Source organism: Rhizobium sp. CFBP 13726, assembly GCF_014841925.1.
Classification (GTDB): Bacteria; Pseudomonadota; Alphaproteobacteria; order Rhizobiales; family Rhizobiaceae; genus Neorhizobium; species Neorhizobium soli.
Window position 1 is genome coordinate 352,021 of the sequence record NZ_JACYUU010000003.1, and the last position, 25,198, is coordinate 377,218.

Here is a 25,198-nt window from a genome sequence, read left to right on the forward strand (position 1 = left end):
GCGTGGGAACCTATTCGCTTTCGCGTTCAAATCAAGCGCTGCGCGCGATGTTCGCTGCGTGCCTTCACTTCTGGCCTTACGGAACGATGGCACTTTCGGCCGTGTTGCCGATGGCGCGGCCGAAGCGATCCACCTGTTCGGCGTAGTTGCGCCGCGTGCGCGGGTCGAAGATCGAGATCGGTGTTGAGACGGCAACGCTTGCCGCACTGCCGACCGTCTGTGCCGTGCCGAGCGCCACAGCACCCAGGCGCTCGCCAAGTCCGACATCGCTGTCGGTCACTTCCTGGCCGGCGATCAGCCGGTTGCCGATCAGCTTCACGACATCCGGGCTTGAGGCGAACTTGCCGTGGTTGAGCGGATCGTTCCCCTTCAGCGCCGTCAGATCGAGCACGGTAATACCGGCCTTCTCGAATTCGGTACGATAGGGTTCGACGGTCGGATCCACCTGCCCGAGCCGATCGATATTGCCCGAAATCCGTCGCGACAGATTGAGCGCACGGTCATCGCGCGAAACGAACAACGTGAATTTCGGATGCTTGGGGCCAAGCGCCGAGAACTGGTTGGTGAACACGTCGACATCGAGATCCGGCGAGGCAAGGATGACGTTGGTGATCTTCGGTGCCACGCGACCGTCGCGGATCGCCATCTGGCGCAGCGCCTCGACTGTCAGCCATGAGCCCATCGAATGCGCCATGATCGTCACTTCGCTGACCTGGGAATCCTTGGAAAGCCGGCTGAGCATGTCTTCCAGCGCGTCGCGGGAATAGTTGGTGCTTTCCTTGTCGTAGTTATAGGCAAAGATGCTGCCGCGCGACGGCCATGTGAAGAGGACCGGTGCCACATCGGTACCGCTGTCGTGGACGATCTGGGCAAATCGGTAGACGGCGTCGTCGTAGCGGTTGTTGAACCCGTGCACGAACACCATTACCCGTCGGCTTTTCGGCAGGTTGCCGCGCAGCCACTCATTGGCACGCTGCGGCGAGAGCGGCGTGACCGAAAGCGTCGCAAATTCCTTGGTCGGATCCGCCACGATCTTTTTCGGCCACTGGACCTCGCCGATCTTGCGGACGGAATCGGGTGGTATCGAGACGCTGATTTCGGTCACGCTCGGGGTCTTGTCGCGCTCTCCGGAAAACAGCACGCCCGGCGTCTCGGAGGGTCGGCGGGTGGTGGCGACGAGAACGTCTACCTTGGATATGCCCTTGGTTTCCGCAGCCCCTGCCGCGGCTGGAACGAGCACGCCTTCAGGCCGCCCGGCGCAGCCCGAAAGAGCGGCTGCCAAGAGCGCAGCAATGACGATGCAACGAAAGGGTCCAGCGCTTTTATCCAAGCGAACTCCACATGCCAAAAAGTTAATTATCCTTAACGGCTAACGGAGCAGGCGTCCAAGGTCCACCTCAAACGGGTGATCTCTCGTCGGACGGGGGCAGTTCGGCAGCGCTTGTCGCAGCAGCGCAACGAATGGCTATTGCCGAAGCTCGCGCCGCAGAATTTTTCCGACATTCGTTTTCGGCAGCGCGTCGCGGAACTCGATAAAGCGAGGGCGCTTGTAGTTTGTCAGGTTGGCAATGCAGTGCGCCTTGATATTGGCCTCGGTCAGTTCCGGATCCCGGCGCACGACGAACACCTTGACCGCCTCGCCGGAATGCTCGTCCTTGACACCGACTGCCGCGCATTCCAGCACGCCCGGATGGCTCGCCACGACTTCCTCAACCTCGTTCGGATAGACGTTGAAGCCGGAGACAAGGATCATGTCCTTCTTGCGATCGACGATCTTGATATAGCCGGCAGCGTCCATGTAGCCCATGTCGCCGGTGCGGAAGAATCCGTCCGGGGTCATCGCCTTCTCCGTCTCGTCCGGCCGGTTCCAGTATCCGGCCATCACCTGCGGGCCGTGGATGCAGATTTCGCCGACGCCGCCGAGTTCGACCTCCAGCCCGTCATCGTCGCGGATCGAGATGTCGGTAGACGAGATCGGCAAGCCGATCATGCCGGTGAATCCCTGGACATCCATCCGGTTGGCGGTGGCGACCGGCGACGTCTCGGACAGGCCGTAGCCTTCGGTGATCGGGCAACCGGTCATCTCAAGCCAGCGCTCGGCGACCGGCCGCTGCACCGACATTCCGCCGCCGAAGACGAGAAGCAGCGCCGAAAAGTCCAGCTTCTGGAAATCGGCATTGTTCATCAGCGCATTAAACAGCGTGTTGAGCCCGGGGAAGACGTGGATCTTGTATTTCTGCAAATCCTTGACGAAGGCCGGGATATCGCGCGGATTGGCAATCAGGATATTGTGGCTGCCGGTCGCAACCCCCATCAGCGAATTCACCGTCAGCGCGAAAATGTGGTAGAGGGGTAGCGCGCACAGGAACTTCAATTGCGGCGGACGCGGCTTTGTCAGGAAGGCGGTGTCCAGCCACAAGCCCATCTGCGATGCGTTGGACAGAAGATTGGCGTGAGTCAGGATCGCGCCCTTGGAAACACCCGTCGTGCCGCCGGTATATTGCAGAAACGCGATGTCCTGAGGTCCCACATCCTGCGGCGTCAGGGTTTGGCCCGATCCTTCGGAGAGCACCTGCTTGAAGCTTGTGGCCGAGGGTAACGACCAGTTTGGAACGAGCTTCTTGACCTTTCGCACGACGAGATTGACGATATGGCCCTTGAGGCCCAGCATGTCGCCCATCGTTGCTACGACCACATCCTTCACATCGGTGCCAGCAAGCGACTGTTCTACCGTATGGGCGAAGTTTTCCAGTACGAAGAGCGCCTTGGCACCCGAATCCTCCAGCTGGTATTGCAGCTCGCGCGGTGTGTAGAGCGGGTTGACGTTGACGACCGTATAGCCTGCCCGAAGGATGCCGTAGACAACGACAGGGTTCTGCAGGATGTTCGGCAGCATCACCGCCACCCGGTCTCCCTTTTGCAAGCCCGTCGATTGCAGCCAAGCGCCGATCTTGCGGCTCTCGGCTTCAAGCTCGCGAAAGGTGATGGCCTTACCCATGCTCGAAAAGGCCGGGCGATCGGCATAACGGGCGCAGCTATTTTCGAAGAGAGCGCCGAGCGAAGCATGTGCCAGGGGTGGGATTTCTGGGGGAACGCCGGGCGGGTAGCTGGCAAGCCAGATCTTTTCCCTCGCTGTGGCGGGCTGCTTGGACAATTCGCTCATCTGCGTCTCCTCCCATTTCGATCTGCGCGCATCAGGCGCAGCTGGCTGGCGGCTTCCTCCTCCGCCGGCCATCGTCGATGACTATGCCATGCGTCAGCCCCAACAGACCAGCGCAACCTATCGTGAATTGCTATCTAACTTTGACGTAAGCGTCAACGTGCCGAGACTTGATACTCGCAAGCTTTTGGACGCAAAGTGCGGAACCTCCACGGCCGCAAGCCGTTTTTCAGCCATAACGACACGACAAAAAGGAGTTGCGTTATGATGCATCATGAACCGCGTGCGGGGCAGGACCCCTATGTCAAAGATACCGTTTCGCTGATTGCCAGCGACAAGGTAGAAGGCACCGCAGTTTACGGCGCCGATGGCAAGCGGATCGGCTCGATTGCGCGAATTCTGCTGGAGAAAAAGGGTGGCCGCGTTGCTTACGCCGTCCTGAGCTTCGGTGGCTTCCTTGGCATTGGCGACGATTACTATCCGCTGCCGTGGGAGAAGCTTCACTACGACGAGGAGCTGGACGGTTACCGGATCGATCTCACCAAGGATCAGATCTCCGGCGCACCGCGCTACAAGGATATCGACGACGACAGCTTCTACAGCGCCAAGGACAAGTCGGTCTACGACTACTACGGCGTCCCGCCATACTGGATGTAGTCGCTCGATAAGCTACTTTTGATCGAAAGGCCTCGCCGCGTGCGAGGCCTTTTTGCGTTTCCGATCAATCCAGCCTCAGCACCATCTCGGACTGCGTCAGCCGGCTGCGTCGCCATCCGATGCGGCACATGAAGGGATCAAGCAACCCAGCTGCAATATTCTCCGCCGTATATAGCCTGCGACCAAGATAGCGCGCCGCGAGGCTGTCGGCCAAGGCGCGGCCGAGACCCTTGCGCCTTTCCGCCGGATCGACCGCGAAACCATAGATCCGCACGTCATCCTTCGTATCATCAAGCAAAGCGACAGCCTTCGTCCCGATCGAAAAACTTCTCAGCGGTGACCCGGGATGGTGAAAACAGTCCGGATCGGTCTGCCACGTCGGGTTTGCATCCGCAAACCGGGACAGCATCGCGGCCGCTTCCATATATTCGCATTCGGCCGCGGGCGGAACCTCCGGCACCGGTCGTGTCCGGCTGCGGCTGAAGCCGACAGATAAAGGTCACGAGCGCGGATATTGGAATCGATCACTTCGAGGATAAGGACGTCATCGCCCCGTGCCCTTGCAGCGGCAATCGCATCCGTCATGACGCGGGTCCCGAGGCCCTGACCGCGGATCGTCGGGCCGATGCCGAGCGCACTGACGCGCGACCGTCGCCCACGTCGCGCAATCAGCAGGGTCCCGGCGGGCTTGTCACCGTCGAAAAACACTTCGCTTGCTTCAGGGTCAACATCTTCACGCGCCATGCGCAAAGAGAACGCCTCAGGCGAAATCGTGAATTTCACCACATAGCCGCGAAATCCTTCGGTGAAGGCGGCGGCTGCATCCCCCATCGTTGTTTCCGCAAGGCTGCGACGCGTGACGGCTTCCGTTCGCTGCATTGATCAAGACCTCCACCCACCGACACTGTCTACAGAACGTTGGAGGGTGCGCCTTTCTCGAAATTCTCCACATGGTCGATGACCTGTGCCCAGAGCGATTGCATCGCCTCGTCGCTTGCCCAGGCGACATGCGGCGTGACGATCACGTTCGGCCGGTCGAGAACGGCAAGCAGCGGATTGTCCGGTGCCGGAGGCTCCTTCGTCAGCACGTCGAAGCCCGCCCCGCCGATCAAGCCCTCGTTCAGTGCCGTCACCAGGTCGGCCTCGTTCACCAGCCCGCCGCGCGCCGTGTTGATGACCAGCGGCTTGCGCTTCATCTGCCGGAACTCTTCGATGCCGATCATGTCACGGGTCTCGGGCGTCAGCGGCATATGAAATGTGATGATATCGGCGCGCTCGAGCACCTCATTGAACGCCGTATAGCCCGGCGCAACCTCCGTCGATCCCTTGCGATCGGCAAACAGCGGGCTCATGCCCAGCGCTTCGCCGATCCGTGCCACCGATTTGCCAAGCGTCCCGCCGCCGAAAATGCCGAGCGTCGAGCCGGCAAGATCCTTGATCGGATGGTTGAAGAAACAGAACTGGTTCGCCCGCTGCCATTCGCCGTCGATCACGTCCTGACGGAAGCCGATGATCGAGCGGCGCAGCCCAAAGATCAGCGCGAATGTATGCTCCGGAACCGTGTTGACCGCATAACCGCGCACGTTCGAAACGACGATGTCGCGCTCCTTTGCCGCTGCCAGATCGATCACGTCATAACCTGTGGCGGCGACCGCAATCATCTTCAGCCGCGATGCCTGAGCGATCGAGGCGCCACGCACCGGCGCCTTGTTGGTGATGACGATATCGGCATCGGCAATCCGCGCTGCCACCTGAGCTTCCGGCGTCTTGCCGTACTCGATCCACTCATGCGCAAACCCCGGCCTTGTGATCGTTACCGAAGGGCCGATCGTGTCGCGATCCAGGAATACGATCTTCAGCACTGGCTTTCCTCCTCTGGCCTCACCGGATTTCTCGTATAACATCCGTCATGCCGCGTGGAAGGCGGAAACTGCGAGAGTGGGCATGGCGGAAATACTGGAGCTCGATTGCGTCGTCATCGGCGGCGGTGTGGTGGGGCTGGCGATCGCGCGTCGCCTTGCGCTCTCCGGCCGCGAGGTGATCGTGCTCGAGGCCGAATCAGTGACCGGCAGCATTACCTCCGCCCGCAACAGCGAAGTCATCCATGCCGGACTCTATTACGCGACAGGCAGTCTCAAGGCGTCGCTGTCAGTCGCCGGCAGACACAGTCTCTACCAATACTGCGAGGAGCGCGGCATTCCCCACCGGCGCTGCGGCAAGCTCGTCGTTGCCGCGAGCGAGCCGGAGGTCGCCTATCTCGAGAAACTTCTGAAGCAGGCGACCGCCAATGGTGTCGAGGATTGCCGGCTGATCGACGGCGCGGAACTGGCGGCCATGGAGCCTGATATCCGCGGCTTCAAGGCACTGCTTTCGCCCTCAACCGGCATCATCGATAGCCACCGGCTGATGGAAGCCTATATCGCGGACATCGAGAACAACGGCGGCAGCATCGTCCTCAACTCTCCGGTTCTCGGCGGCGCCTTGCGGGATGATTCGGTGGGCCTGTCGGTCGGTGGAGCCGATCCCGTCGACGTCGACGCAAAGCTGGTCGTCAACGCGGCAGGCCTTGGCGCCTGGGGCATTTCCGCCGAAATCGGAGGCCTCGATCCTACGACCATTCCCGAACGCCACTATGCCAAGGGATCCTATTTCTCGCTGTCTGCCCGTGCGCCTTCGCAGCGGCTGATCTATCCGGTGCCAGAACCCGGCGGGCTCGGCGTGCATCTGACGCTGGATATGGCCGGCCAGGCTCGATTCGGCCCTGATGTCGAATGGGTGGATACGATCGACTATGACGTCGATCCCGATCGATCGCAGAAGTTCTATTCCGCCATCCGCCGTTACTGGCCGGATCTTGCCAATGGCACGCTTGTGCCCGCCTATTCCGGCATCCGCCCAAAGGTCGTCGGTCCCAAGGGAGGCGGCGGCGGTGATTTCATCATTCAGGGACCGACGCAAACGGGCCACCCGGGGTATGCGGCGCTCTACGGAATAGAGTCGCCCGGGCTGACATCGTCGATGGCAATCGCCGAATATCTAGAAAAACTAATATATTAACGATTTTGCGAGGTTTGGGAACGCACCTCTGCGAGCCTCGTTCAGCTTTTGTGAAGGAGTAAAGCTCATTGTTTCGCTCAGTACGGGCGATTCGCCCGGTATTTACGGAGTTGAAATGACGCTCTTACAGTTCCCGGCCGATCGACGCACTGGTGATGTCAGACGATGTGCTGAAACCCTGAGTGATCTTCATGGCCACGCCGCCAACCAGTTCTGGAGAACGGAAATGGCGGAATTTGCACGGTCCATGCGCCAGCGCGGCGCTGACGACCAGGAAATCTCAAGGCAGGCCGCACTGTTCATGCATGCCGTCCAGATGGAACTGCAGATGATGTTTGCAGAACAGGATGCGGACGTATCGGCTGGCTAATTTTTCGCGGTGCGCGTGACTGGTATCGCGTGACGCGTGAATGACGGGAGGACCGCCTACGGCGGGTAGCCAATCCTCCCGAGTGACGCTCCTTGGCGGTGAGCGACGGGTTGTTGAATAATAACCGAAGCTTGCCTCACCATGGATTGCGTTTGCTAATTTTACACTTGCTTAGCTAAGGCCAGCACCTGTCGTCGCAAGGAAGATTGCATAGAGCGATTTCGTTGCCGTGATGAACAACTGGTTGCGCCGCGGGCCGCCGAACGTGAGGTTCGCCGCCGTCTGCGGCAGCAGGATTTTCCCCAAAAGCTTGCCGTCGGGACCGAAGCAATGAACGCCGTCTCCGGCGCTCGTCCAGACATTGCCTGCTACATCGACGCGGAACCCGTCCGCCAGACCGTTGTCGATATCGCAGAATACCCGGCTGTTTTTAAGCTGCCTGCCGTCCACGACATCGAAGGCGCGGATATGACGCGGCGCAGACGGGTCGTGGCTGGAGGATGAGTCGGCCACATAGAGGATCTTTTCGTCCGGCGAAAAGGCAATTCCGTTGGGCTGGCCGAAATCCGTCACCACGGCGTCGATCTCGCCGGTTTCCGGATCCAGCCGATAGACGTTGCGGGTCGCCTGTTCAGGCTCTGCCCGAAAGCCCTCGTAATCGGATTTGATGCCGTAGGTCGGGTCGGTGAACCAGACGCTTCCATCCGAGTGCACCACCACGTCGTTGGGTGAATTCAGCCGCTTGCCCTCATAGCTTTCGGCAAGCACCGTGATCGAGCCGTCGATCTCGGTGCGGGTCACGCGACGACCACCATGCTCGCAGGAGACAAGCCGCCCCTGCCGGTCGCGGGTATTGCCGTTGGTGAAATTGGAGGGGGTGCGAAACACCGAAACGCCGCCATCTTTCACCCAGCGCAGCATCCGCTGGTTGGGAATGTCGCTCCAGATCAGGCATTGCAGATCGGAAAACCACACAGGCCCCTCCGCCCAGCGGCAGTCGGAATAGAGCTCCTCCAGGCCTGAACTCGGAACGATCAGGTGCCGGAAGCGGTCGTCGTGGATTTCGTAAGGTGAAGATGTCTGCGACATGGCATTGCGTCCGGTTAAAACTGTCTGAAGTCTTGATGAGCTAACGGCTCGATTGCCGACCGCCGGCCAGAAGGATGACGGCGATGATGATCGTGCCGGTGAGGATGAGGCGCACACCGGCGCCGAAGCCATAGGTGTTGAGCATCGACACCACCAGGAACATGAACAGAGAGGCGCCCCAGATGCCCGGTATGTTCGAATTTCCCCCCGCCACCGCCGTGCCGCCGATGACCACGACCGCAATCGACATCAGCAGGTATTCCGAGCCCATGTTGAGCGCAGCACCTCCGGAGAAGCTCGCCAGCAGATAACCGCAGACGGAAGCGAGAACCGCGCACAGCATATAAGTGACAAGCCGCGTGCCATCGACCGGGATACCGGTCATGCGGGCCGCAAACGTGCTCTGCCCGATCGCCGAGATCCAGCGTCCGTAGATCGACTTTTCCAGAAGCACCCAGGCGACGGCCGACAGGATCAATGCCACCAGCGCCACATTGGGAATGCCGAGCAGGCCGGATGTGGCAAATTCCGCCAGCGTTTCCGGCGGCTTGATGCGCAGGCCGCGATTGCTCCAGATCGCCACCGACTGGACGATGAAACTCATCGACAGCGTCGCGATGATCGGCGGAATGCGCAAGAGCTTGATCAGGATGTAATTGCCCAGCCCGACAACGAGGCCGATGCCAACAGAGGCAAGAAGACCGACGACGATCATGCCGTCCTGCACATCCATCAGCTTCAGGGCAAGCGTGCCTGACAGCGTCATCGTCGCCGGTACCGACAGATCGATATTGCCCGGCCCGAGTGTGATCACGAACATCTGGCCGATGCCGACGATGACCGAAAACGCGGCAAACGTCAGTGCTGCCTGCGAGAGGCCGAACGAGCTTGCCCCGCCGGTGAAGAGAACGGTGATGATCCAGACGATGGCGGTTGCTGCAAACGACCAGATCCATGGCTTGGCGACGAGAAGACGTTGCATGGTCATTGGCTCTTCTCCCGCTTTTCGAGGCGGTTGAGGGCAAGGCGAAGGGCGAGCACGACGATCAGGATCGCGCCTTGCGCGCCGATCTGCCAGTCCGGCGAGATCCGCATGAAGGAGAGGAAAGACCCGGCAAGCGTCAGCGTCAGCGCTCCGATGACGGCGCCGATCGGCGACACCTTGCCGCCGACGAACTCGCCGCCACCAAGGATGACGCCCGCGATCGACAACAGCGTGTAGCGCAGCGCGATATTGGCATCGGCAGAGGTGGTAAGCCCCACCAGCGCGATGCCGGCAAGCACGGCGAACAGCCCGGCCAGCGCATAGGTTCCGGCGCGAATGCCGATCACCGACCAGCCGGCCCGCTCAACCGAACGGTCGTTGCCGCCGACGCCCCGCATCAAAACGCCGAACGACGAGCGCATCACGATAGTATGGGTGACGGCGGCGATGAGGATGCTGGCAACGATCGCCATCGGCACGAGCGGCGGCTTGGCGGTCATGATCCATCGCGCAAAACCCGGTGCCGTACCGCCGGGCGAGGGTAGGATCAGCACCGCAAGCCCGCCCCAGACAAAACTCATCCCGAGCGTAACGACGATCGACGGGAGTTCGCGCAGATGGATGACGACGCCGATGACGGCATAGGTCGCGATCGCTCCGAGCAGGATCAGGATGCCGAGTGCCGGCGAGGTCTGCAAAAGCGTCGCAGCGACACAGGCGCAGAAACTCACAAACGTGCCCATCGACAGGTCGAGGTCGTTGACGGACATGATCAGCATCTGGGCGATGGTCGCAAGCGCGATCGGCACCGCCAGATTGAACAGCAGGTTGAGGCCGTTATAGCTCATGGCGCGCGGCTGCATATAGAAGACGGCCGCCAGCAGCAGCACCAGCGATGCGGCGGGAATGATCAGGCGAATGGTGAAGGACGAGATCTTCATGCCGCTTCTCCCTGCGAAAACGAGGCAGAAAGCACGCTCTTCTCGCTGATCTCCTCTCCGACAAGTTCGGCGACGATCGCGCCCTCGCGAAACACATAGACCCGGTCGCAGAGCCGGATTTCGTCCATCTCGGTCGAGTACCAGATGAATGTCCGGCCGTTGGCGGCCTCGGAACGAAGGATCTCGTAGACTTCCTGCTTGGTGCCGATATCGACGCCGCGCATCGGATCGTCCATCAGCACAATTTCGGCGGTGGTCGCGAGAGCCCGCGCGAACAGAACCTTCTGCTGGTTGCCGCCGGAAAGCGACAGGATGCGGTTGGCCATGTCGGGCGTGCGGATCTCGATCCGCTTTTTCCAGCCTTCGCCGAGCGCATTCTCTCGGTCACCGTCGATCATCCGCTTCGATGACAGCTGGTCGAGCGAAGCGATCGACAGGTTCTTGAGAATGCTCCAGAGCGGAAACGTGCCGTTCAGGCTGCGGTCACCGGCGACGAAGGCGATGTCGCGCTTTTTCGTCGGAAACCAGTTGCTGTTGCGCGCCAGATAGAGATCGAGCAGCGCCTGCGTCTGGCCATGGCCGCCGAGACCGGCAAGCCCGATCATCTCGCCGCGATAGGCTTCGAAGGGCAAAGCATTTCCCTGTCCATGCCCGCGCCCACGCCGCGCCGGCATCGAAAGCACCGGAGCGCCCGACTTCGCAACCGCGGGGCGGGAAAGCTCCTGTTCGCGCACCACATTGCCCATCGCCTCGACAAGGCTGCGGTTATTGAATTTTGAAGCGGCGCGATCTGCCACCACGCGGCCATCCTTCATCACGACGATGCGGTCGGAGGTGGTGAGGATTTCGCCGAGAATATGCGAGATCAGCAGCACCGACCCGCCGGCGGCAACGAACTTGCGGATATAGGCCATCAGTTGTGCGGCAAGTCCGGCATCGAGCGATGACGTCGGCTCATCCAGAATGACCAGCTTCGGCGGCGCCGAGATGCCGGCAAAGCTGATGGCGATCTCCACCATCTGCCGTTCGGCGATCGAGAGGTCGTCGACCGTGCTGTCGCAATCGATCGCATGGCCGGGAAAGATGTCCTTCAGCTGGGTTTCGACCAGCGAAAGCGCCCGGCCGCGCCAGTTCCATCCTTTCAGCTCCGCATGCATGATGCGGGCGTTTTCACCGACCGTCAGGTTTGGGCAGAGCGACAGTTCCTGGAATACGCAGCGCACGCCGTTGGCACGCGCAGCCGAAATGCCCCGCACATCGTTGCCGCTGTAGCGGAGCGAGCCTTCATGGGGAGATAAGCCGCCATTGATGACATTGACGATGGTGGATTTGCCGGCACCGTTATGGCCGACCAGCCCGACGCATTCGCCCGCGTGGATCACGAGGTCGGCGCCATCAAGCGCCTTCACGGCTCCGAAAGTCACACGGACGCCGCGCGCGGCCACAACCTCTTGTCGGTTCAAGGTTTCGCTCATGCAGATCGCAGTCTGTTTTTTGAATGGGAAATCATGCCGGGTCGCGAGAGGTCGAAGCCCTCGCGGCCCGGCACGCGGGAGGCGACGCTACTTGGCGTCGATCACCTTTTTGGCGTCTGCCAGCGAATATTCGACATTCGCCACGCCACCCTTCTGGGTGGTCTTCAGGCTTTCTTCGAGGCCCGCCTGGTCGATGCTGAGGAACGGCACGACGAGGTCTTTCTTGACCTCCTTGCCGTCGAGGATCTGCTGGGCCACCCAGAAGGCAAGCGTCGAGACGCCAGGCGCGATCGAGACCGACATGGTCTCGTAACCGTCCTTGTCCTTCTGCTGCTTCCACCAAACGAGTTCGTCTTCGCGGTTACCCATCACGATCGTCGGCGTCGGGCGCTTGGCGGCGGCAAATGCCTGTGCCGCACCATACCCGTCGCCGCCCTGTGTCACCACGCCAACTACGTCCGGAAGGCTCGGCAGGATGCCGGCAACCGCACGCTGGGCCACGTCCTGCGCCCAGTCGCCGTTGACAGAGCCGACCACCTTGAACTGGGTGTGCTTGGCAACGCCTGCCTGGATGCCTGCATGGATCTGGTCGTCCACGGAAACGCCGGCAAGGCCGCGGATTTCGAGAAGATTGCCGCCCTTCGGCAGCTTCTTCGCGAGATAGTCGACCTGGCTCTCGCCCATCTTCTTGAAGTCAACCGCGATGCGCCATGCGCAGGGTTCAGTCACGATACCGTCGAAGGACACGACGGTGATGCCGGCGTCGCAGGCTTCCTTGACGGCGCCGTTGAGTGCGGTCGGCGACGCGGCATTGATGACGATCGCATCATAACCCTGCAGGATCATGTTCTGGATCTGGGCGGCCTGTTCGGTCGCCTGGTTTTCGGCCGTGGTAAACGGATCAGCAGCTGCGACCACGCCATTGGAAACGGCTTCCTTGGTGATTTTGTCCCAGCTCGTCAGCATCGCCTGTCGCCAGGAATTGCCGGCATAATTGTTGGAAAGCGCGATCTTCTTGGATGAGGTATCGGCAAGCGCCGGACCACACAGGCACGCGACGGCAACGGATGCCGCAAGCATCGTTCTGATATTCATGATTTCCTCCCAAAAGCTCCCTCTATATCCCCGGGCCGCTCCTCAACGGGTGTCCGGAGATAATGATTGCCCTGAGCCCCTTTTGCTCAGTAAATCGAGAATGGAGGAGTTTTCTAATGTTGTACAGGCGCATCCAAGCACGCTTTCTGCGGGCATTCGCGCAAAGTCTGCGGGTTCCCGCAGGACGTGACTGAAAAGCTGGCGCTTAATGTCGCCAGGGCCTGGGAGGAGGCCTGATCATGCTCAATCCGGCGCGCAACTCGCTGTTCGACCGCTATCTCGGCATTTCGAGATTGCTGGCCGGCCAGCTCGATTTCGATGCGATCATCAAGGCCGTGGGCGAGGAGATCAGCCATATCATCCCGCACGACCATCTCGACGTCTGCATCAAGATGCTGGATGGCAAATACCATATCGCCTATGAAAGCGGCCTCGACACCGCCTGGAGCAAGGAGCCGCCGGCGCTCCTGACCGGCAGCCCGATCCGCACGCTGCTGGCCGGCGAGGTGGATTATCTTCTCTCGGGCAATGCCCTGACCGATCCGCGCTTTCATTTCGACGGCGCCTTTGCGAGCCCCATCATCGAGCTGTCGCTGAAAAGCCGTCTCCATGTTCCGCTGAAAGCCCAGGGCGACGTGATCGGCGCGCTCAGCTGTTCCAGCCGGCAGTATGACTGCTACACGATGGAGGATGTCGAGAACGCACGCGCGGTGGCCGACCTGCTCGCCCCCTATTTCTTCGCGCTGCGGGCGGCCGAACAGGCCAAGCGCTCGGCCGTGATCCAGACCGAAGCCAGCGCCCGCGAGGAGGGCTTGCGGCTGGGCGCCCTGAAGCTCACCGAGGCCCTGGAGGCGGAACGCCAGCGGATCGGCATGGATCTACACGACCAGACGCTCGCCGATCTCACCCGGCTGACGCGCCGCATGGAGAAGCTGACCGGTGTTGCGAGCGTGCCGGGCGATGCGCTGGAGCCGCTCTGCCGCGCCATGCAGCAATGCATGCACGATCTTCGCGAGATCATCGAGGAAGCCAAGCCCACCGTGCTGCAGCTGTTCGGCGTCGCCGAAGCGATCGAGAACCATCTGGAGCGGTCGGTGCGCGAAAGCGGCCAGACGATCGCCTGGGAGATGACCGACGAGACCGGCGGCACGCTTCGCGATCTCGATCCGACGGTCGCAATCGCCCTGTTCCGGATCGTCCAGGAAGCAGTCAACAACGCCATCCGCCACGGCCAGACGGACCGGATCGAGGTGGCGCTGACCCAGTCGGGCAGGGCTCTTTCGATCGAGGTGAAGGATGACGGCGGCGGCATCGGCGCGCCCGAAAACCGCGCCGGCCACGGCATCGACAACATGAAGACCCGCGCGCGGCTGATCTCCGCAAGGTTCGAGATCACCAGCGCGAAAGATCGCGGCACGCTCGTGCGGCTGACCCTTCCGATACAGCCGAAAAACGGGGCAGAGATAGGATGATGATGGATGTCCTGATTATCGAGGACGACGCGCTTCACCGCTCCTATCTCCACGAGGCGGTGCGTGCGGCCCTTCCCGAGTGCCGTAGCGTTGTGGAGGCCGAAAACGGCCTCATCGGCGAGGCGCAGGCGCGCTCCTCGCGCATCGAGCATGTGGTGATGGACCTGCAGATGAGCGAGCGCAACGGCATCGAAGCGGCGCGCACCATCTGGCGCGAACGTCCCGATACGAAAATACTGTTCTGGTCGAACTATTCCGACGAGGCCTATGTGCGCGGCGTCTCACGCATCGTGCCCGAGGGCGCGACCTACGGCTACGTGCTCAAATCCGCATCCGAAGACCGGCTGAAGCTGGCGCTGCGCAGCGTCTTCATGGAATCCCAGTGCGTCATCGACCGCGAAGTGCGCGGCATCCAGCAGAAAAGCCTCGGCAATTCGCTCGGCCTCAGCGATGTCGAATACGAAATCCTCATCGACGTCGCGCTCGGCCTCACCGACAAGGCGATCGCCCACCGCAAGCACCTGTCGCTCCGCAGCGTCCAGAACCGTCTGCAGCAGCTCTACGAAAAACTCGATGTCTACGAATCATGCGGCCGCAACCACGAAGGCAGCGAAGGCTGGTTCAACCTCCGCATGCGCGCCGTCGCGGTCGCCCTCCAGCGCAAAGTCCTCAACACGAGTGCGCTAGAACGCGCCGAACGCGATTTGCAGGCGACGGGGCGGATGTGAGGAGGGGTGGGAGACGTTTGGGAAAAATGGTGCCGCTTAGAGGACTCGAACCTCTGACCCCATCATTACGAATGATGTGCTCTACCACCTGAGCTAAAGCGGCCTGCGCAGCGCAAGGTGTTGCCTGCTGCGAGTGAAGGCGCTGATACAGGCAATGGGGCGTGATTTCAAGCCGGTTTTCGATCGGCGAGAAATTTTATCGCTGCGGTCCGTGGGCTGTCAGAGAGCAAGACGGGTGCGGGCCTGTGCATATTCGCGCTCCAGCCGGCCGACCAACTCCTCGACTGAGGTCACGGATTTGACGGCGCCGACGCCCTGGCCGGCGCCCCAGATGTCTTTCCAGGCCTTCGGGCCGCTCACTGCCGCGTCAAAATCCATCTTGGTCGGATCGGCGCTTGGAAGCGCATCCGGGTCGAGCCCCATCGCCGTCACCGAGCCCTTCAGGTAGTTGCCGTGGATGCCGGTAAAATAGTTGGAATAGACGATATCGGCGGCGGACGAATCGACGATCATCTGCTTGTAGCCGTCAACCGCGCGTGCTTCGTGCGTGGCGATGAAGGGTGAGCCGATATAGGCCATGTCGGCCCCCATCGCCTGTGCTGCCAGAATGCCGCCGCCGGTGGCGATCGAGCCGGCCAGCAGCAGCGGCCCGTCGAACCATTCGCGGATTTCCTGGACAAGCGCGAAGGGCGACAGCGTCCCTGCATGCCCGCCGGCACCGGTTGCGACAGCAATCAGCCCATCGGCACCCTTGCGGATCGCGGACTTCGCATGCCGGTTGTTGATGACGTCATGCAGCACGATGCCGCCATAGGAATGAACAGCGGCATTCACTTCCGGCACTGCGCCGAGCGAGGAGATGACGATCGGCACCTTGTATTTCACGCACATCGTCAGATCGTGTTCCAGCCGCCTGTTGGATGTATGGACGATCTGGTTGACGGCGAACGGTGCGGCCGGCCTATCGGGATTGGCTGCATTATAGGTGGCAAGATCCTCGGTCATCATGGCAAGCCATTCGTCCAGCTGGCTTTCCGGGCGAGCATTGAGGGCAGGGAAGGCGCCGATCACGCCGGCCTTGCACTGCGCCAAGGTCAGTGCCGGATGCGAGATGATGAACAGCGGCGACGCCACGACGGGAATTCGCAGTCCTTGTCTCAGCACGTCCGGAAGCATCGGCAATCTCCTTTTGGTTTACGTTTACGCACACGTAAGATCGGTTTTACCAGATGCATCCGGCTCGGGAAAGATGGCTCCGTCTGGCGAAGGTATGCGTGCCATGCGCACTGGCGGGTCGATAAGCGGCTGTTTCCGCGGCATTCTCAAGCCTAACCATATCTTCTCCCCAATCTTGGCGAAGGAAGGCCATTGACCACCGGCTTGCAGTTCGGCGACGGAGAGGTTACCGAAAATTAACGCCGTCTTTTCAGCAAGGCCGGCAGTCGGGTATGCACAACCGGAAGGATCCGCAGTGAGCGGTTTGGAAACAGCCATCAGGAATGCCCTTGATCGTTCCGATCGGACCGATGGCGACACGCGGGCACGGATTTATCAGTCGGCGCGACAGGCGCTGGAAGCAGGTCTGCAGCGCCAGGGCGTGACCGACAAGCTGATTGTCATGCAGCAGCAAAAGCGGCTGGAAGAAAAGATCCGCGAGATCGAGACGGAGGAAGTGGACCGGCTGGCCGGTCCCGCTAACGAGCCTGACGAGATCACTCATCCTGTCATCGACCCGGTCGTCGCACCTGCCGCCACGGCCAGAGCCGCAGCTCCAGATGTCGCAGCCCCGATCGTTGCGGATGAAAGGGTAGCCGCCCCCGATCCGGATACCGGTCTCGGCGGCGCAACACGCGCGCCATCGCCGGCAAATGACCAGAGGCAGCCCAACGATGTCCAGTCGGCCGGGGATCTCGGAAGTCTCGGCGCCGCGCGACCGGATTTCCGTCCGGCCTCATCCGAAGTGCCGCAGATGGACGGACTGACCTCGGTCGAGCCGGACCGCGTGCAACGTGGCCAACCGCCTGTTGCCAAGCCCGAGCGCGGCAGGAAGCGGCGCGGATCTCTCGACGCCGAGACGAACCCTGCAGCCAAGCCGCGCAAGAGCCGTCGTCAGCGGCTGATCTCCTGGCTGCTGAAATGGGTCATCTCGCTTGCAGTCGTCGGCGTCGCTTGCTGGTATTTCTATAATTCGGGCCTGGTCCAGTCGGTGATGGACGAGGCCCTGCAGGCCGCCAACCGGGCGTCGCAATCGCAGGCGGGTCCCAATGCGCGCTTTGATCCTCGCGGCGGCTTTTCCGATGAATGGGCGCAGGTCTTCGAACCGAAGCAGATCGATACGCTGCAGGTCGGTCGCGAGGCAAAGGCAGAGGCTGCAACCGGTTCGGAAGGTCCAGCCGTTCGGCTCCTGTCGGCAACCCCGCAAACCGGCGGTGATATCGCCGTCACGGTTCCGGCGGATGTATTGCAGCGCCTGGCAGGCGGGCCGGCCACCATCGCAGTCACCGTCCAGGCTGGCGGCAACCAAGGTGTCCAGATGTCGATACGCTGCGATTTCGGCAGCCTTGGAGGCTGCGCAAGACATCGGTTCACAGCAACCCAGGAGCGACTGGAAGCCCTGTTCAAGGTCAGCTTCGACCGGGCGATCGCGCCAAACGCGCCGGGCCGCATCCTGATCAATACCGGCCTCGACGGTTCCGACAGACCGGTCCTGCTCTACTCCGTCCGCATTTTGCCCGCAGGCTGAACCCTGAACGCCGGACGACAACGTCGTCCGGCTCGCTCACCTGTCTGTCTCTATTTCAGGAACTTGCTGCCAAATCCGAGGATCTTGTCGTCGATCTCACCGATCGCGTCCCTGTCTTTCCCTTCGTAATCGAGGGATCCAAGGATGTGGCGGATGACGTTCAGATGCGCACGCCGCTTGTCGTTTGCCAGCACCACCGTCCATGGCGCAAGCTTGCTGTGTGTTCGCTCCAGCATCTGGTCGCGCTTTGCGGTGTAGTCAGGCCATTTGTTCAGTGCCGCGATGTCCATCGGCGAAAGCTTCCAGATCTTCAACGGATCGTGGCGCCGGTCGTGAAACCGCTTCAGCTGCATTTCCTGGCCGATATCCAGCCAGAACTTGAACAGATGGATATCGTCGTCGACGATCATCTCCTCGAATTGCGGAACGTCCTTCATGAAGGCTTCGTATTGGCCCGGCTTGCAGAAGCCCATGACAGGCTCGACCACCGCGCGATTGTACCAGGAGCGGTCGAACAGCACGATCTCGCCCGACGTCGGGAAGTGCGACACGTAACGCTGGAAATACCACTGGCCCGCTTCGGTGGGCGAAGGTTTGCTCAACGCCACCACGCGTGCAGATCGCGGATTGATATAGGAGCGGATGGACATGATCGTACCGCCCTTGCCGGCAGCATCCCGCCCCTCGAACAGCGCAATCATCCGCTTGCCGGTATCCTGCAGCCAGTACTGCACCTTCACGAGCTCGATCTGCAGCTTCTCCAGCTGCTTGGCGTATTTCTCCTTGTCCAACTTGTGGTCATAGGGAAAGCCGCCGGATTCCAGCGCGTGATCATGCACCCAGCCGGGCAGTTTCGGATCGTCAATGTCGAAATGCCTCAGCTTGCCATCGATTTCCAGTTCCGCTGACCGGCTGCTTGTCTCTGCCATGATTGCTGTCCTTTTTCCTTCGGCGGCCGAAACGGCTGCGACTGCTTCAACGGTTTGCAGGGCTTGAGGTTTCCCTCAGGACCGATGCATATCTGTCATGCAAGCGTTATATGACCGCAAGTTCGACCAAACAAAAAGGGGTTCGCGCGTGGAAGCGTTGCCGAAGGAAGAGCGCGGGTTTGCGCAAGAGCTGGCACTTCGCTTCCGGCGCGAGTGGCTGCTGCTTCTGCTGCTCTCGACGATCGCGGTGATCGCTTTTGTTGCCGGCGCGAACGATCTTCTGGTCTTCGCGCTCTGGCTTCCCCTCGTCGTCGCCGTGCTGTCCCGGCCCTTGCCGGAGATACCTGTCGTACCGGTTGAAATGCCTGTTCCGGAGCCACCCGTCTTCGACCCGCTGCCGCTGATCTCTGCAACTCTCGGCACGCTGGACATGCCGGTCGTGGTGCTGGGTGGAGACATCACCGTTCTCTACCGCAACAAGGCGGCGGAGCGGGCCTTTGGCGATTTGCCGATCGGCACCCATCTGACGGCGCGGCTGCGGTCGCCCGGTATTCTCGACATGCTGCGCGAAACCATCGCGACCGGACAACCCAACCAGATCGAACATTCCGAGCGACTTCCGTCCGAACGGGTCTTCATCCTGCGCGTGGCGCCGATCGATATCGCCGACCTGGCACCTGGCATGGGAAACTATTACCTCCTGTCGTTCCGCGATGTCTCCGAACTGCGAAGCATCGACCGGATGCGATCCGATTTCGTCGCCAATGCAAGCCATGAGCTGAGAACGCCGCTTGCCTCGCTCAGAGGCTTCATCGAGACAATCCAGGGCCCGGCTCGCGGCGATCCGAAGGCGCAGGAACGCTTTCTCGGCATCATGCTCGACCAGGCGACCAGGATGAGCCGACTGGTGGACGACCTTCTCTCGCTGTCGCGGCTGGAACTGAAGTCGCATATTGCTCCGGACCAGACCGTGGACCTGAAGCCGCTGATCATCCATGTCAGCGACGCGCTCTTGCCTTTGGCTGAGGAACTGGGCGTCGAAATCCGCCTGCATCTTCCCGAAGGCAGGGTCGATGTGCTGGGCGATCGAGACGAACTGATCGAAGTGATCGAGAACCTCATCGAGAATGCCTGCAAGTATGGCCAGGAGGGCAAGTTCGTCGATGTCTTCCTGAAAGGCGGCGGCAGGCTGCCGGTCGAAGTCAATGTCATCGACAAGGGTCCGGGCATTCCCGCTGAGCACGTTCCCCGCCTGACCGAGCGTTTCTATCGCGTCAGCGTCGCCGACAGCCGCTCCAAGAAGGGCACCGGATTGGGGCTTGCCATCGTCAAGCATATCCTCACCAGGCACCGCGCCCGCCTGCTTGTGAAGTCGGAACTCGGCAAGGGGACGGAGTTTACCGTCCGTTTCTGACATAAAACCAACCCAGTTTTCCCGGTCTCTTCCAGAACGTCAATATTTTCAACAGCTTGAATTGTCACAAATGTTTCACCGAAGTGACATAAAAGCTAAGGCCAAGGGCGGCTATGACCAGCGGGCCGAGAGCCGGCAAATGTCTAAGAGGCCGGCATGACAAGATTTCTGGAAACCCATACCGGGAGAACTTCGATGAACATGTTCAAACTTTCCGCAGCAGCCCTCGTGGCCTCTGTTGCCTTTGCCGGCGTTGCATCCGCACGCGACCAGGTTCAGGTTGCCGGCTCCTCCACCGTTCTTCCCTATGCGAAGATCGTTGCCGAGACCTTTGCCGAGACCAACCCGAACTTCAAGGCACCGGTTGTTGAGTCCGGCGGCACGGGCGGCGGTCTGAAGGCATTCTGCTCCGGCGTCGGCGAAGGCACGATCGACGTTGCCAATGCTTCGCGCAAGATCAACAAGAGCGAAGCCGAAGCCTGCAAGGCTGCCGGTGTCACGGACGTTCAGGAAATCCGCATCGGTTACGACGGTATCGTATTCGCCGCCGACTCGTCGAACGGCGACATGAAGATAACCCCGAAGGATCTCTACAAGGCATTGGCCGCTGAAGTCGTCGTCGACGGCAAGCTCGTTGCCAACCCTTACAAGAACTGGTCGGAAGTCAATGCGACCCTGCCTAAGGGCCCGATCGCAGCTTACATCCCAGGCTCCAAGCACGGCACCCGCGAAGTCTTCGAAGAGAAGATCATGGCTGAAGGCTGCAAGGAAGCCGGCGCGACGGACGTCATCAAGGCTGCCATCACCGATGCCAAGCAGGCTGCTGCCAAGTGCGTTGCAGTCCGCAAGGACGGCGCAGCTGTCGACATCGACGGCGATTACACCGAAACGCTGGCTCGCATCTCGGCCAACAAGACCGGCCTCGGCGTTTTCGGCCTGGCCTTCTATGAAAACAACATGGACAAGCTGAAGGTCGCGACCGTTTCGGATGTCGTTGCTTCCACCGAAACCATTGCTTCGGGCAAGTACCCGGTGTCGCGCCCTCTGTTCTTCTACGTCAAGAAGGCTCACCTCGGCGTTATCCCAGGCCTCAAGGAATATGTTGAGTTCTTCATCTCCGACGAAATGATCGGCCCTGACAGCCCGCTTGCCGAATACGGCCTGGTTGCTGCTCCGGACGATCAGCGCGAACAGGTCCGCAAGGACTTCGAAGCCGGCAAGACCATGTAATCAAAGTTCCGGCGCCGCTTCCTGCGGCGCCGGTCTTCTTTCGGGCCAAGCGGCGACTTGTCCGTCGCGCGACAGAAGCAAAGCCTGGCGTCAGTCGCTGCGTTTTGGATGGCGAAACATATTGATTCCGATGGTGGGATTTGTGCGGTAATGGGTGCCGTCGATGGCGGTAGGCCGGGGGATTTTAATGAGCACACCATTGATTTTATTGATTCTGGCGATAATTGCGATCGCTTGTTACGTTGTCGGAACCAGGCACGCCCTGGCAATCGCCGGCGGCCGTTCCTCAAAGCTTCATTCACGTCCGGGCTACTACGGCACCTTCGTCGCACTCTGCGCCGTTCTGCCATCGGTTCTCATCCTGGCCGCGTGGCTGGTCGTCAGCCCGCTCTATATCAACTCCACTGTCCTCGATGGCTTTCCTGAAGACGTAAAGGCGCGTTCGCCGGCCGAACAGGGTCTCTCCTTCGGCATGGTAAGCTCGCTTGCGCGCGGCATGAACGTACTGAGCCTGGACGAGATCGAGCGCATCGGCGGAAATCCCGTCGAACTGCGCGCAGCGCTTGGCGCTAAGGGCGTCCCGCTTGCCGGCGACCCCGAACCATACATGGTCGAGTCCGCTGGCGATCTCAACGTAATGACCAAGATCAGCAACTGGGTTATGACCGCGGTAGTCCTTCTGGCAGCCCTGATCGGCGCCGGCTTTTCCTACACGCGCATCGCGCCGCGGTTTCGGGCTCGCAACCGTGTCGAGAAGGTGATCCTCGCCAGCCTCGTCGTCGCATCCTCGATCGCGATCCTGACCACGGTCGGCATCGTTGCCTCGATGCTGACGGAAGCAACGCACTTCTTCACCAGCATCCCGCCGTGGGAGTTCTTCTTCGGCACCGTCTGGGATCCGCGCTTTGCGGCCGCCGGCGCCACGGACTCGGCTGGTCAGTTCGGCCTTATCCCGCTGCTTCTCGGCACACTCTATATCGGCTTCGTCGCCATGCTCGTCGCCGTCCCGAGCGGCCTGTTCTCCGCGATCTACATGTCGGAATACGCCTCCCGCGGTGTCCGCTCCGTGGCAAAGCCTCTGCTCGAAGTTCTTGCCGGCATTCCCACCATCGTCTACGGCTTCTTTGCCCTGACAACGGTCGGCCCGTTCCTGCGCGACCTGTCTTCGCAGCTGAATGGCCTCGTAACCGGCGATTATGCAAATTTTATCCAGGCGCAGAGCGTTCTCACCGCCGGCTTCGTCATGGGCATCATGCTGATCCCTTACGTCTCGTCGCTGTCGGACGACATTATCACCGCCGTGCCGGGAACGCTTCGTGACGGCTCGCTCGGTCTCGGTGCCACCCAGTCCGAAACCATCAAGAAGGTCGTCCTGCCGGCAGCACTGCCGGGCATCGTCGGCGCACTTCTGATGACTGCCTCACGCGCCATCGGCGAAACCATGATCGTGGTGCTTGCAGCAGGCGTCGCCGCCCGCATGCAGCTCAACCCGTTCGAGCCGATGACGACGGTGACCGTCAAGATCGTCAGCCAGCTGACGGGCGACCTTGAATTCACCTCGCCGCAGACGCTTGTCGCCTTCGCACTCGGCATCACGCTGTTTGCGATCACGCTTTGCCTCAACATCTACGCGCTCTACATCGTGCGCAAATACCGGGAGCAGTACGAATGACCGACGTGGTTTCCTCCACCGCCGGCGTCTTGGCCAAGCCTGCCCGTCGCGATATCGGTATCAAACGCCGCTACGCCGCCGAGCGCCGCTTCCGCGCCTATGGCATCGCTGCTCTCTCGTTCGGCATCCTGTTCCTGATGCTCCTTCTGTGGTCGGTCGTCTCGAAGGGCTATACCGCCTTTCAGCAGACGATGATCACCATCCCTGTGGAGTTCTCGCAGCAGATAATCGACAAGGATAATGTGCGGGCTACGGATCCGGCCAAGCTGATGACGGCCAACTACCCGATCGTCGCCCGCAATGCGCTGGCGAAGGTTCTGGGCGTCGCCGAAAACGATCGCCAGGGTCTGCGTGCCGTCAACCAGATGATTTCGGACGGCGTTCGTGGCCAGCTGCGCGATATGGTCGTTTCCGATCCTGAGATCATCGGCACGACCCAGACGGTTTCGCTTCTGGCAGCCGGCGATATCGACAGCGCCGTGAAAGGCCAGATCAATCTCGACGTGGCGGAAACCAGCCGCAAGGTGTCCGACCAGCAGGTCGGATGGATGAAGCAGCTGGCCGACAGCGGTGCGCTCGCCAAGGAATTCAACACCGGCATTTTCTTCAACGGCGCGTCCAGCCGTCCGGAAGCAGCCGGCGTCGGCGTCGCTCTGATCGGCTCCTTCTATATGATGCTGATCGTGCTCGTCCTGTCCCTGCCGATCGGCGTCGCAGCCTCGATCTATCTTGAAGAGTTTGCCCCGAAGAACCGGTTCACGGACCTGATCGAGGTCAACATCAACAATCTCGCAGCGGTCCCGTCGATCGTCTACGGTCTGTTGGGTCTCGCGGTCTTCATCAACTTCATGGGCCTGCCGCGCTCGGCCTCGCTCGTCGGCGGCCTGGTGCTGACGCTGATGACGCTGCCGACCATTATCATCGCCACCCGCGCGGCACTGAAAGCAGTACCACCGTCGATCCGTGCTGCAGCGCTCGGGCTCGGTGCCTCGAAGATGCAGACGATTTTCCACCATGTCCTGCCGCTTGCCATGCCCGGTATCCTGACCGGTACGATCATCGGCCTCGCGCACGCCCTCGGCGAAACCGCGCCGCTTCTTTTGATCGGCATGGTCGCCTTCGTGGCAAACTATCCGACCACGCCGATGGATCCGTCGACAGCGCTGCCGGTACAGATCTACATGTGGGCTAACGAGGCGGAACGCGCCTTCGTTGAACGAACCTCGGGAGCGATCATGATCCTGCTCCTGTTCCTGATCTTGATGAATGTTGGCGCAATTCTCTTGCGACGCCGCTTCGAACGGCGTTGGTAGAGGAAGGGGGAAGCAATGAACATGATGTCAGAAGCTGCAGCTGAGAAGGCGCTGGACAAGAAAATGAACGACGTTGCATATAAGATGATCGGCAAGGATGTCTCCGTTTATTACGGTGACAAGCGCGCTCTTTATGACGTGAACCTGAATGTCCGCCAAAATACCGTCACTGCTTTGATCGGTCCGTCTGGCTGCGGCAAGTCCACCTTCCTGCGCACGATGAACCGCATGAACGACACGATCGAGGGTTGCCGCGTCACCGGCAAGATCACGCTCGACGGCGACGATATCTACGACAAGGAAATCGACGTCGTGGAGCTGCGTGCCCGGGTCGGCATGGTGTTCCAAAAGCCGAACCCGTTCCCGAAGTCGATCTACGAGAACATTGCCTACGGTCCCCGCATCCACGGTCTTGCCCGCGGCAAGACGGAAATGGACGCGATCGTCGAGGCAAGCCTGCAGCGCGCCGGCCTCTGGGCAGAAGTCAAGGATCGCCTGCATGAAGGCGGTACCGGCCTTTCCGGCGGTCAGCAGCAGCGCCTTTGCATCGCCCGTGCGATCGCCGTTTCGCCTGAAGTCATTCTGATGGACGAGCCGTGCTCGGCACTCGACCCCATCGCCACGGCCAAGGTCGAGGAACTGATCCACGAACTGCGCGCCAACTACACGATCGTGATCGTCACCCACTCGATGCAGCAGGCGGCCCGCGTTTCGCAGCGCACGGCGATGTTCCATCTCGGCCACCTGGTCGAGGAAAACGATACCGACAAGATGTTCACCAATCCGGATGACCAGCGCACCCAGGATTACATCATGGGCCGCTTCGGCTGATGCGAGCGCAGAACCCGTCAGCCGCAACTGCAGACAT

General features: G+C 61.0%; 23 protein-coding genes and 1 tRNA gene. 11 read left to right on the plus strand and 13 right to left on the minus strand.

Going from position 1 to position 25,198, the window contains the following annotated elements; genetic code table 11:
* Positions 1-76: 76 nt before the first annotated feature.
* Entirely contained in the window at positions 77-1,330 is a 1,254-nt protein-coding gene (locus IFT66_RS15755) for an alpha/beta hydrolase (protein ID WP_192078182.1), read from the minus strand.
* A gap of 135 nt (positions 1,331-1,465) precedes the next feature.
* On the minus strand, positions 1,466-3,163 hold the full coding sequence (locus IFT66_RS15760; RefSeq protein ID WP_192078183.1) for a long-chain-fatty-acid--CoA ligase: 1,698 nt from the start codon (positions 3,161-3,163) through the stop codon (positions 1,466-1,468).
* 261 nt (positions 3,164-3,424) lie between these two features.
* On the opposite strand from IFT66_RS15760, the gene IFT66_RS15765 reads away from it, so the two are divergent.
* Entirely contained in the window at positions 3,425-3,817 is a 393-nt protein-coding gene (locus IFT66_RS15765) for a PRC-barrel domain-containing protein (protein WP_062453961.1), read from the plus strand.
* Between the two features lie 64 nt (positions 3,818-3,881).
* Here IFT66_RS15765 and IFT66_RS15770 read toward each other — a convergent pair whose 3' ends face one another.
* From IFT66_RS15770 to IFT66_RS15780, 3 genes are read right to left on the minus strand one after another with little or no spacing between them, the layout of a single operon-like run.
* A complete protein-coding gene (locus tag IFT66_RS15770; protein ID WP_342344778.1) occupies positions 3,882-4,241 on the minus strand; it encodes a GNAT family N-acetyltransferase in 360 nt (119 codons plus the stop codon).
* Positions 4,148-4,696 carry a GNAT family N-acetyltransferase gene (locus IFT66_RS15775; protein ID WP_192078185.1) on the minus strand — a complete coding sequence of 183 codons (549 nt, stop codon included), beginning with the start codon at positions 4,694-4,696 and terminating at the stop codon, positions 4,148-4,150. Before IFT66_RS15775 ends, IFT66_RS15770 begins: the two co-directional genes overlap by 94 nt.
* A 29-nt stretch (positions 4,697-4,725) precedes the next feature.
* A complete protein-coding gene (locus IFT66_RS15780; protein ID WP_213014980.1) occupies positions 4,726-5,676 on the minus strand; it encodes a D-2-hydroxyacid dehydrogenase in 951 nt (316 codons plus the stop codon).
* Positions 5,677-5,761: 85 nt separating this feature from the next.
* Between IFT66_RS15780 and IFT66_RS15785 the strand changes: the two genes are divergently transcribed.
* Both IFT66_RS15785 and IFT66_RS15790 read left to right on the plus strand, forming a co-directional pair.
* Positions 5,762-6,874 (plus strand): NAD(P)/FAD-dependent oxidoreductase, encoded by a 1,113-nt coding sequence (locus IFT66_RS15785; RefSeq protein WP_199864851.1) that lies wholly within the window; start codon positions 5,762-5,764, stop codon positions 6,872-6,874.
* Positions 6,875-6,989: 115 nt separating this feature from the next.
* Positions 6,990-7,244, plus strand: a complete 255-nt coding sequence (locus IFT66_RS15790; RefSeq protein WP_062453958.1) for a DUF6074 family protein — start codon at positions 6,990-6,992, stop codon at positions 7,242-7,244.
* Between the two features lie 171 nt (positions 7,245-7,415).
* Here the strand turns inward: IFT66_RS15790 and IFT66_RS15795 are convergent, their stop codons facing one another.
* The 5 genes from IFT66_RS15795 to IFT66_RS15815 form a co-directional block, all read right to left on the minus strand.
* Positions 7,416-8,333, minus strand: coding sequence for an SMP-30/gluconolactonase/LRE family protein (locus IFT66_RS15795; protein WP_192078187.1), 918 nt, complete (start codon positions 8,331-8,333; stop codon positions 7,416-7,418).
* Positions 8,334-8,373: 40 nt separating this feature from the next.
* Entirely contained in the window at positions 8,374-9,321 is a 948-nt protein-coding gene (locus IFT66_RS15800; RefSeq protein ID WP_192078188.1) for an ABC transporter permease, read from the minus strand.
* Entirely contained in the window at positions 9,318-10,259 is a 942-nt protein-coding gene (locus tag IFT66_RS15805; RefSeq protein WP_192078189.1) for an ABC transporter permease, read from the minus strand. The genes IFT66_RS15800 and IFT66_RS15805 overlap by 4 nt, the downstream gene beginning before the upstream one ends.
* Positions 10,256-11,734 (minus strand): ATP-binding cassette domain-containing protein, encoded by a 1,479-nt coding sequence (locus IFT66_RS15810; protein ID WP_192078190.1) that lies wholly within the window; start codon positions 11,732-11,734, stop codon positions 10,256-10,258. The genes IFT66_RS15805 and IFT66_RS15810 overlap by 4 nt, the downstream gene beginning before the upstream one ends.
* 87 nt (positions 11,735-11,821) lie before the next feature.
* The gene (locus tag IFT66_RS15815; RefSeq protein ID WP_062453953.1) at positions 11,822-12,829 is read right to left on the minus strand and encodes a substrate-binding domain-containing protein; all 1,008 of its coding nucleotides are present in this window, start codon (positions 12,827-12,829) and stop codon (positions 11,822-11,824) included.
* Between the two features lie 239 nt (positions 12,830-13,068).
* Between IFT66_RS15815 and IFT66_RS15820 the strand changes: the two genes are divergently transcribed.
* Positions 13,069-14,301, plus strand: a complete 1,233-nt coding sequence (locus IFT66_RS15820) for a GAF domain-containing sensor histidine kinase (protein ID WP_184654130.1) — start codon at positions 13,069-13,071, stop codon at positions 14,299-14,301.
* A 2-nt stretch (positions 14,302-14,303) separates the two neighbouring features.
* On the plus strand, positions 14,304-15,029 hold the full coding sequence (locus IFT66_RS15825) for a response regulator transcription factor (RefSeq protein WP_192078289.1): 726 nt from the start codon (positions 14,304-14,306) through the stop codon (positions 15,027-15,029).
* A gap of 27 nt (positions 15,030-15,056) precedes the next feature.
* On the opposite strand, the gene IFT66_RS15830 is transcribed toward IFT66_RS15825, so the two are convergent.
* A tRNA-Thr gene (locus tag IFT66_RS15830) sits at positions 15,057-15,132 on the minus strand.
* 116 nt (positions 15,133-15,248) lie between these two features.
* Positions 15,249-16,205: an NAD(P)H-dependent flavin oxidoreductase gene (locus tag IFT66_RS15835; protein ID WP_192078191.1), complete on the minus strand. Its 957-nt coding sequence runs from the start codon at positions 16,203-16,205 to the stop codon at positions 15,249-15,251.
* Positions 16,206-16,500: 295 nt separating this feature from the next.
* Here IFT66_RS15835 and IFT66_RS15840 point away from each other — a divergent pair, with 295 nt between their 5' ends.
* Positions 16,501-17,772 (plus strand): hypothetical protein, encoded by a 1,272-nt coding sequence (locus tag IFT66_RS15840; RefSeq protein WP_192078192.1) that lies wholly within the window; start codon positions 16,501-16,503, stop codon positions 17,770-17,772.
* Between the two features lie 50 nt (positions 17,773-17,822).
* Here IFT66_RS15840 and ppk2 read toward each other — a convergent pair whose 3' ends face one another.
* A complete protein-coding gene (gene ppk2, locus IFT66_RS15845) occupies positions 17,823-18,701 on the minus strand; it encodes a polyphosphate kinase 2 (RefSeq protein WP_062453936.1) in 879 nt (292 codons plus the stop codon).
* 97 nt (positions 18,702-18,798) lie between these two features.
* Between ppk2 and phoR the strand changes: the two genes are divergently transcribed.
* The 5 genes from phoR (at position 18,799) to pstB (ending at position 25,161) form a co-directional block, all read left to right on the plus strand.
* Positions 18,799-20,115 carry a phosphate regulon sensor histidine kinase PhoR gene (phoR, locus tag IFT66_RS15850; RefSeq protein WP_082471822.1) on the plus strand — a complete coding sequence of 439 codons (1,317 nt, stop codon included), beginning with the start codon at positions 18,799-18,801 and terminating at the stop codon, positions 20,113-20,115.
* 195 nt (positions 20,116-20,310) lie between these two features.
* A complete protein-coding gene (locus IFT66_RS15855; protein ID WP_062453935.1) occupies positions 20,311-21,345 on the plus strand; it encodes a substrate-binding domain-containing protein in 1,035 nt (344 codons plus the stop codon).
* Between the two features lie 187 nt (positions 21,346-21,532).
* On the plus strand, positions 21,533-23,017 hold the full coding sequence (pstC, locus tag IFT66_RS15860; RefSeq protein ID WP_062453934.1) for a phosphate ABC transporter permease subunit PstC: 1,485 nt from the start codon (positions 21,533-21,535) through the stop codon (positions 23,015-23,017).
* Positions 23,014-24,330, plus strand: a complete 1,317-nt coding sequence (gene pstA / locus IFT66_RS15865) for a phosphate ABC transporter permease PstA (protein WP_092663658.1) — start codon at positions 23,014-23,016, stop codon at positions 24,328-24,330. The genes pstC and pstA overlap by 4 nt, the downstream gene beginning before the upstream one ends.
* A gap of 15 nt (positions 24,331-24,345) precedes the next feature.
* Complete coding sequence (gene pstB, locus IFT66_RS15870) at positions 24,346-25,161, plus strand: phosphate ABC transporter ATP-binding protein PstB (protein WP_192078193.1); 816 nt, start codon at positions 24,346-24,348, stop codon at positions 25,159-25,161.
* Positions 25,162-25,198: the final 37 nt, after the last annotated feature.

What these genes read in the sequence shown, in the direction of transcription:
- IFT66_RS15760 (WP_192078183.1), bottom strand. Translation starts at nt 3,163, where the DNA reads ATGAGCGAATTGTCCAAGCAGCCCGCCACAGCGAGGGAAAAGATCTGG.
- IFT66_RS15765 (WP_062453961.1), top strand. Translation starts at nt 3,425, where the DNA reads ATGATGCATCATGAACCGCGTGCGGGGCAGGACCCCTATGTCAAAGAT.
- IFT66_RS15770 (WP_342344778.1), bottom strand. Translation starts at nt 4,241, where the DNA reads ATGGAAGCGGCCGCGATGCTGTCCCGGTTTGCGGATGCAAACCCGACG.
- IFT66_RS15775 (WP_192078185.1), bottom strand. Translation starts at nt 4,696, where the DNA reads ATGCAGCGAACGGAAGCCGTCACGCGTCGCAGCCTTGCGGAAACAACG.
- IFT66_RS15785 (WP_199864851.1), top strand. Translation starts at nt 5,762, where the DNA reads ATGGCGGAAATACTGGAGCTCGATTGCGTCGTCATCGGCGGCGGTGTG.
- IFT66_RS15790 (WP_062453958.1), top strand. Translation starts at nt 6,990, where the DNA reads ATGACGCTCTTACAGTTCCCGGCCGATCGACGCACTGGTGATGTCAGA.
- IFT66_RS15795 (WP_192078187.1), bottom strand. Translation starts at nt 8,333, where the DNA reads ATGTCGCAGACATCTTCACCTTACGAAATCCACGACGACCGCTTCCGG.
- IFT66_RS15800 (WP_192078188.1), bottom strand. Translation starts at nt 9,321, where the DNA reads ATGACCATGCAACGTCTTCTCGTCGCCAAGCCATGGATCTGGTCGTTT.
- IFT66_RS15805 (WP_192078189.1), bottom strand. Translation starts at nt 10,259, where the DNA reads ATGAAGATCTCGTCCTTCACCATTCGCCTGATCATTCCCGCCGCATCG.
- IFT66_RS15810 (WP_192078190.1), bottom strand. Translation starts at nt 11,734, where the DNA reads ATGAGCGAAACCTTGAACCGACAAGAGGTTGTGGCCGCGCGCGGCGTC.
- IFT66_RS15815 (WP_062453953.1), bottom strand. Translation starts at nt 12,829, where the DNA reads ATGAATATCAGAACGATGCTTGCGGCATCCGTTGCCGTCGCGTGCCTG.
- IFT66_RS15820 (WP_184654130.1), top strand. Translation starts at nt 13,069, where the DNA reads ATGCTCAATCCGGCGCGCAACTCGCTGTTCGACCGCTATCTCGGCATT.
- IFT66_RS15825 (WP_192078289.1), top strand. Translation starts at nt 14,304, where the DNA reads ATGGATGTCCTGATTATCGAGGACGACGCGCTTCACCGCTCCTATCTC.
- IFT66_RS15835 (WP_192078191.1), bottom strand. Translation starts at nt 16,205, where the DNA reads ATGCTTCCGGACGTGCTGAGACAAGGACTGCGAATTCCCGTCGTGGCG.
- ppk2 (WP_062453936.1), bottom strand. Translation starts at nt 18,701, where the DNA reads ATGGCAGAGACAAGCAGCCGGTCAGCGGAACTGGAAATCGATGGCAAG.
- phoR (WP_082471822.1), top strand. Translation starts at nt 18,799, where the DNA reads ATGCAAGCGTTATATGACCGCAAGTTCGACCAAACAAAAAGGGGTTCG.
- IFT66_RS15855 (WP_062453935.1), top strand. Translation starts at nt 20,311, where the DNA reads ATGAACATGTTCAAACTTTCCGCAGCAGCCCTCGTGGCCTCTGTTGCC.
- pstC (WP_062453934.1), top strand. Translation starts at nt 21,533, where the DNA reads ATGAGCACACCATTGATTTTATTGATTCTGGCGATAATTGCGATCGCT.
- pstA (WP_092663658.1), top strand. Translation starts at nt 23,014, where the DNA reads ATGACCGACGTGGTTTCCTCCACCGCCGGCGTCTTGGCCAAGCCTGCC.
- pstB (WP_192078193.1), top strand. Translation starts at nt 24,346, where the DNA reads ATGAACATGATGTCAGAAGCTGCAGCTGAGAAGGCGCTGGACAAGAAA.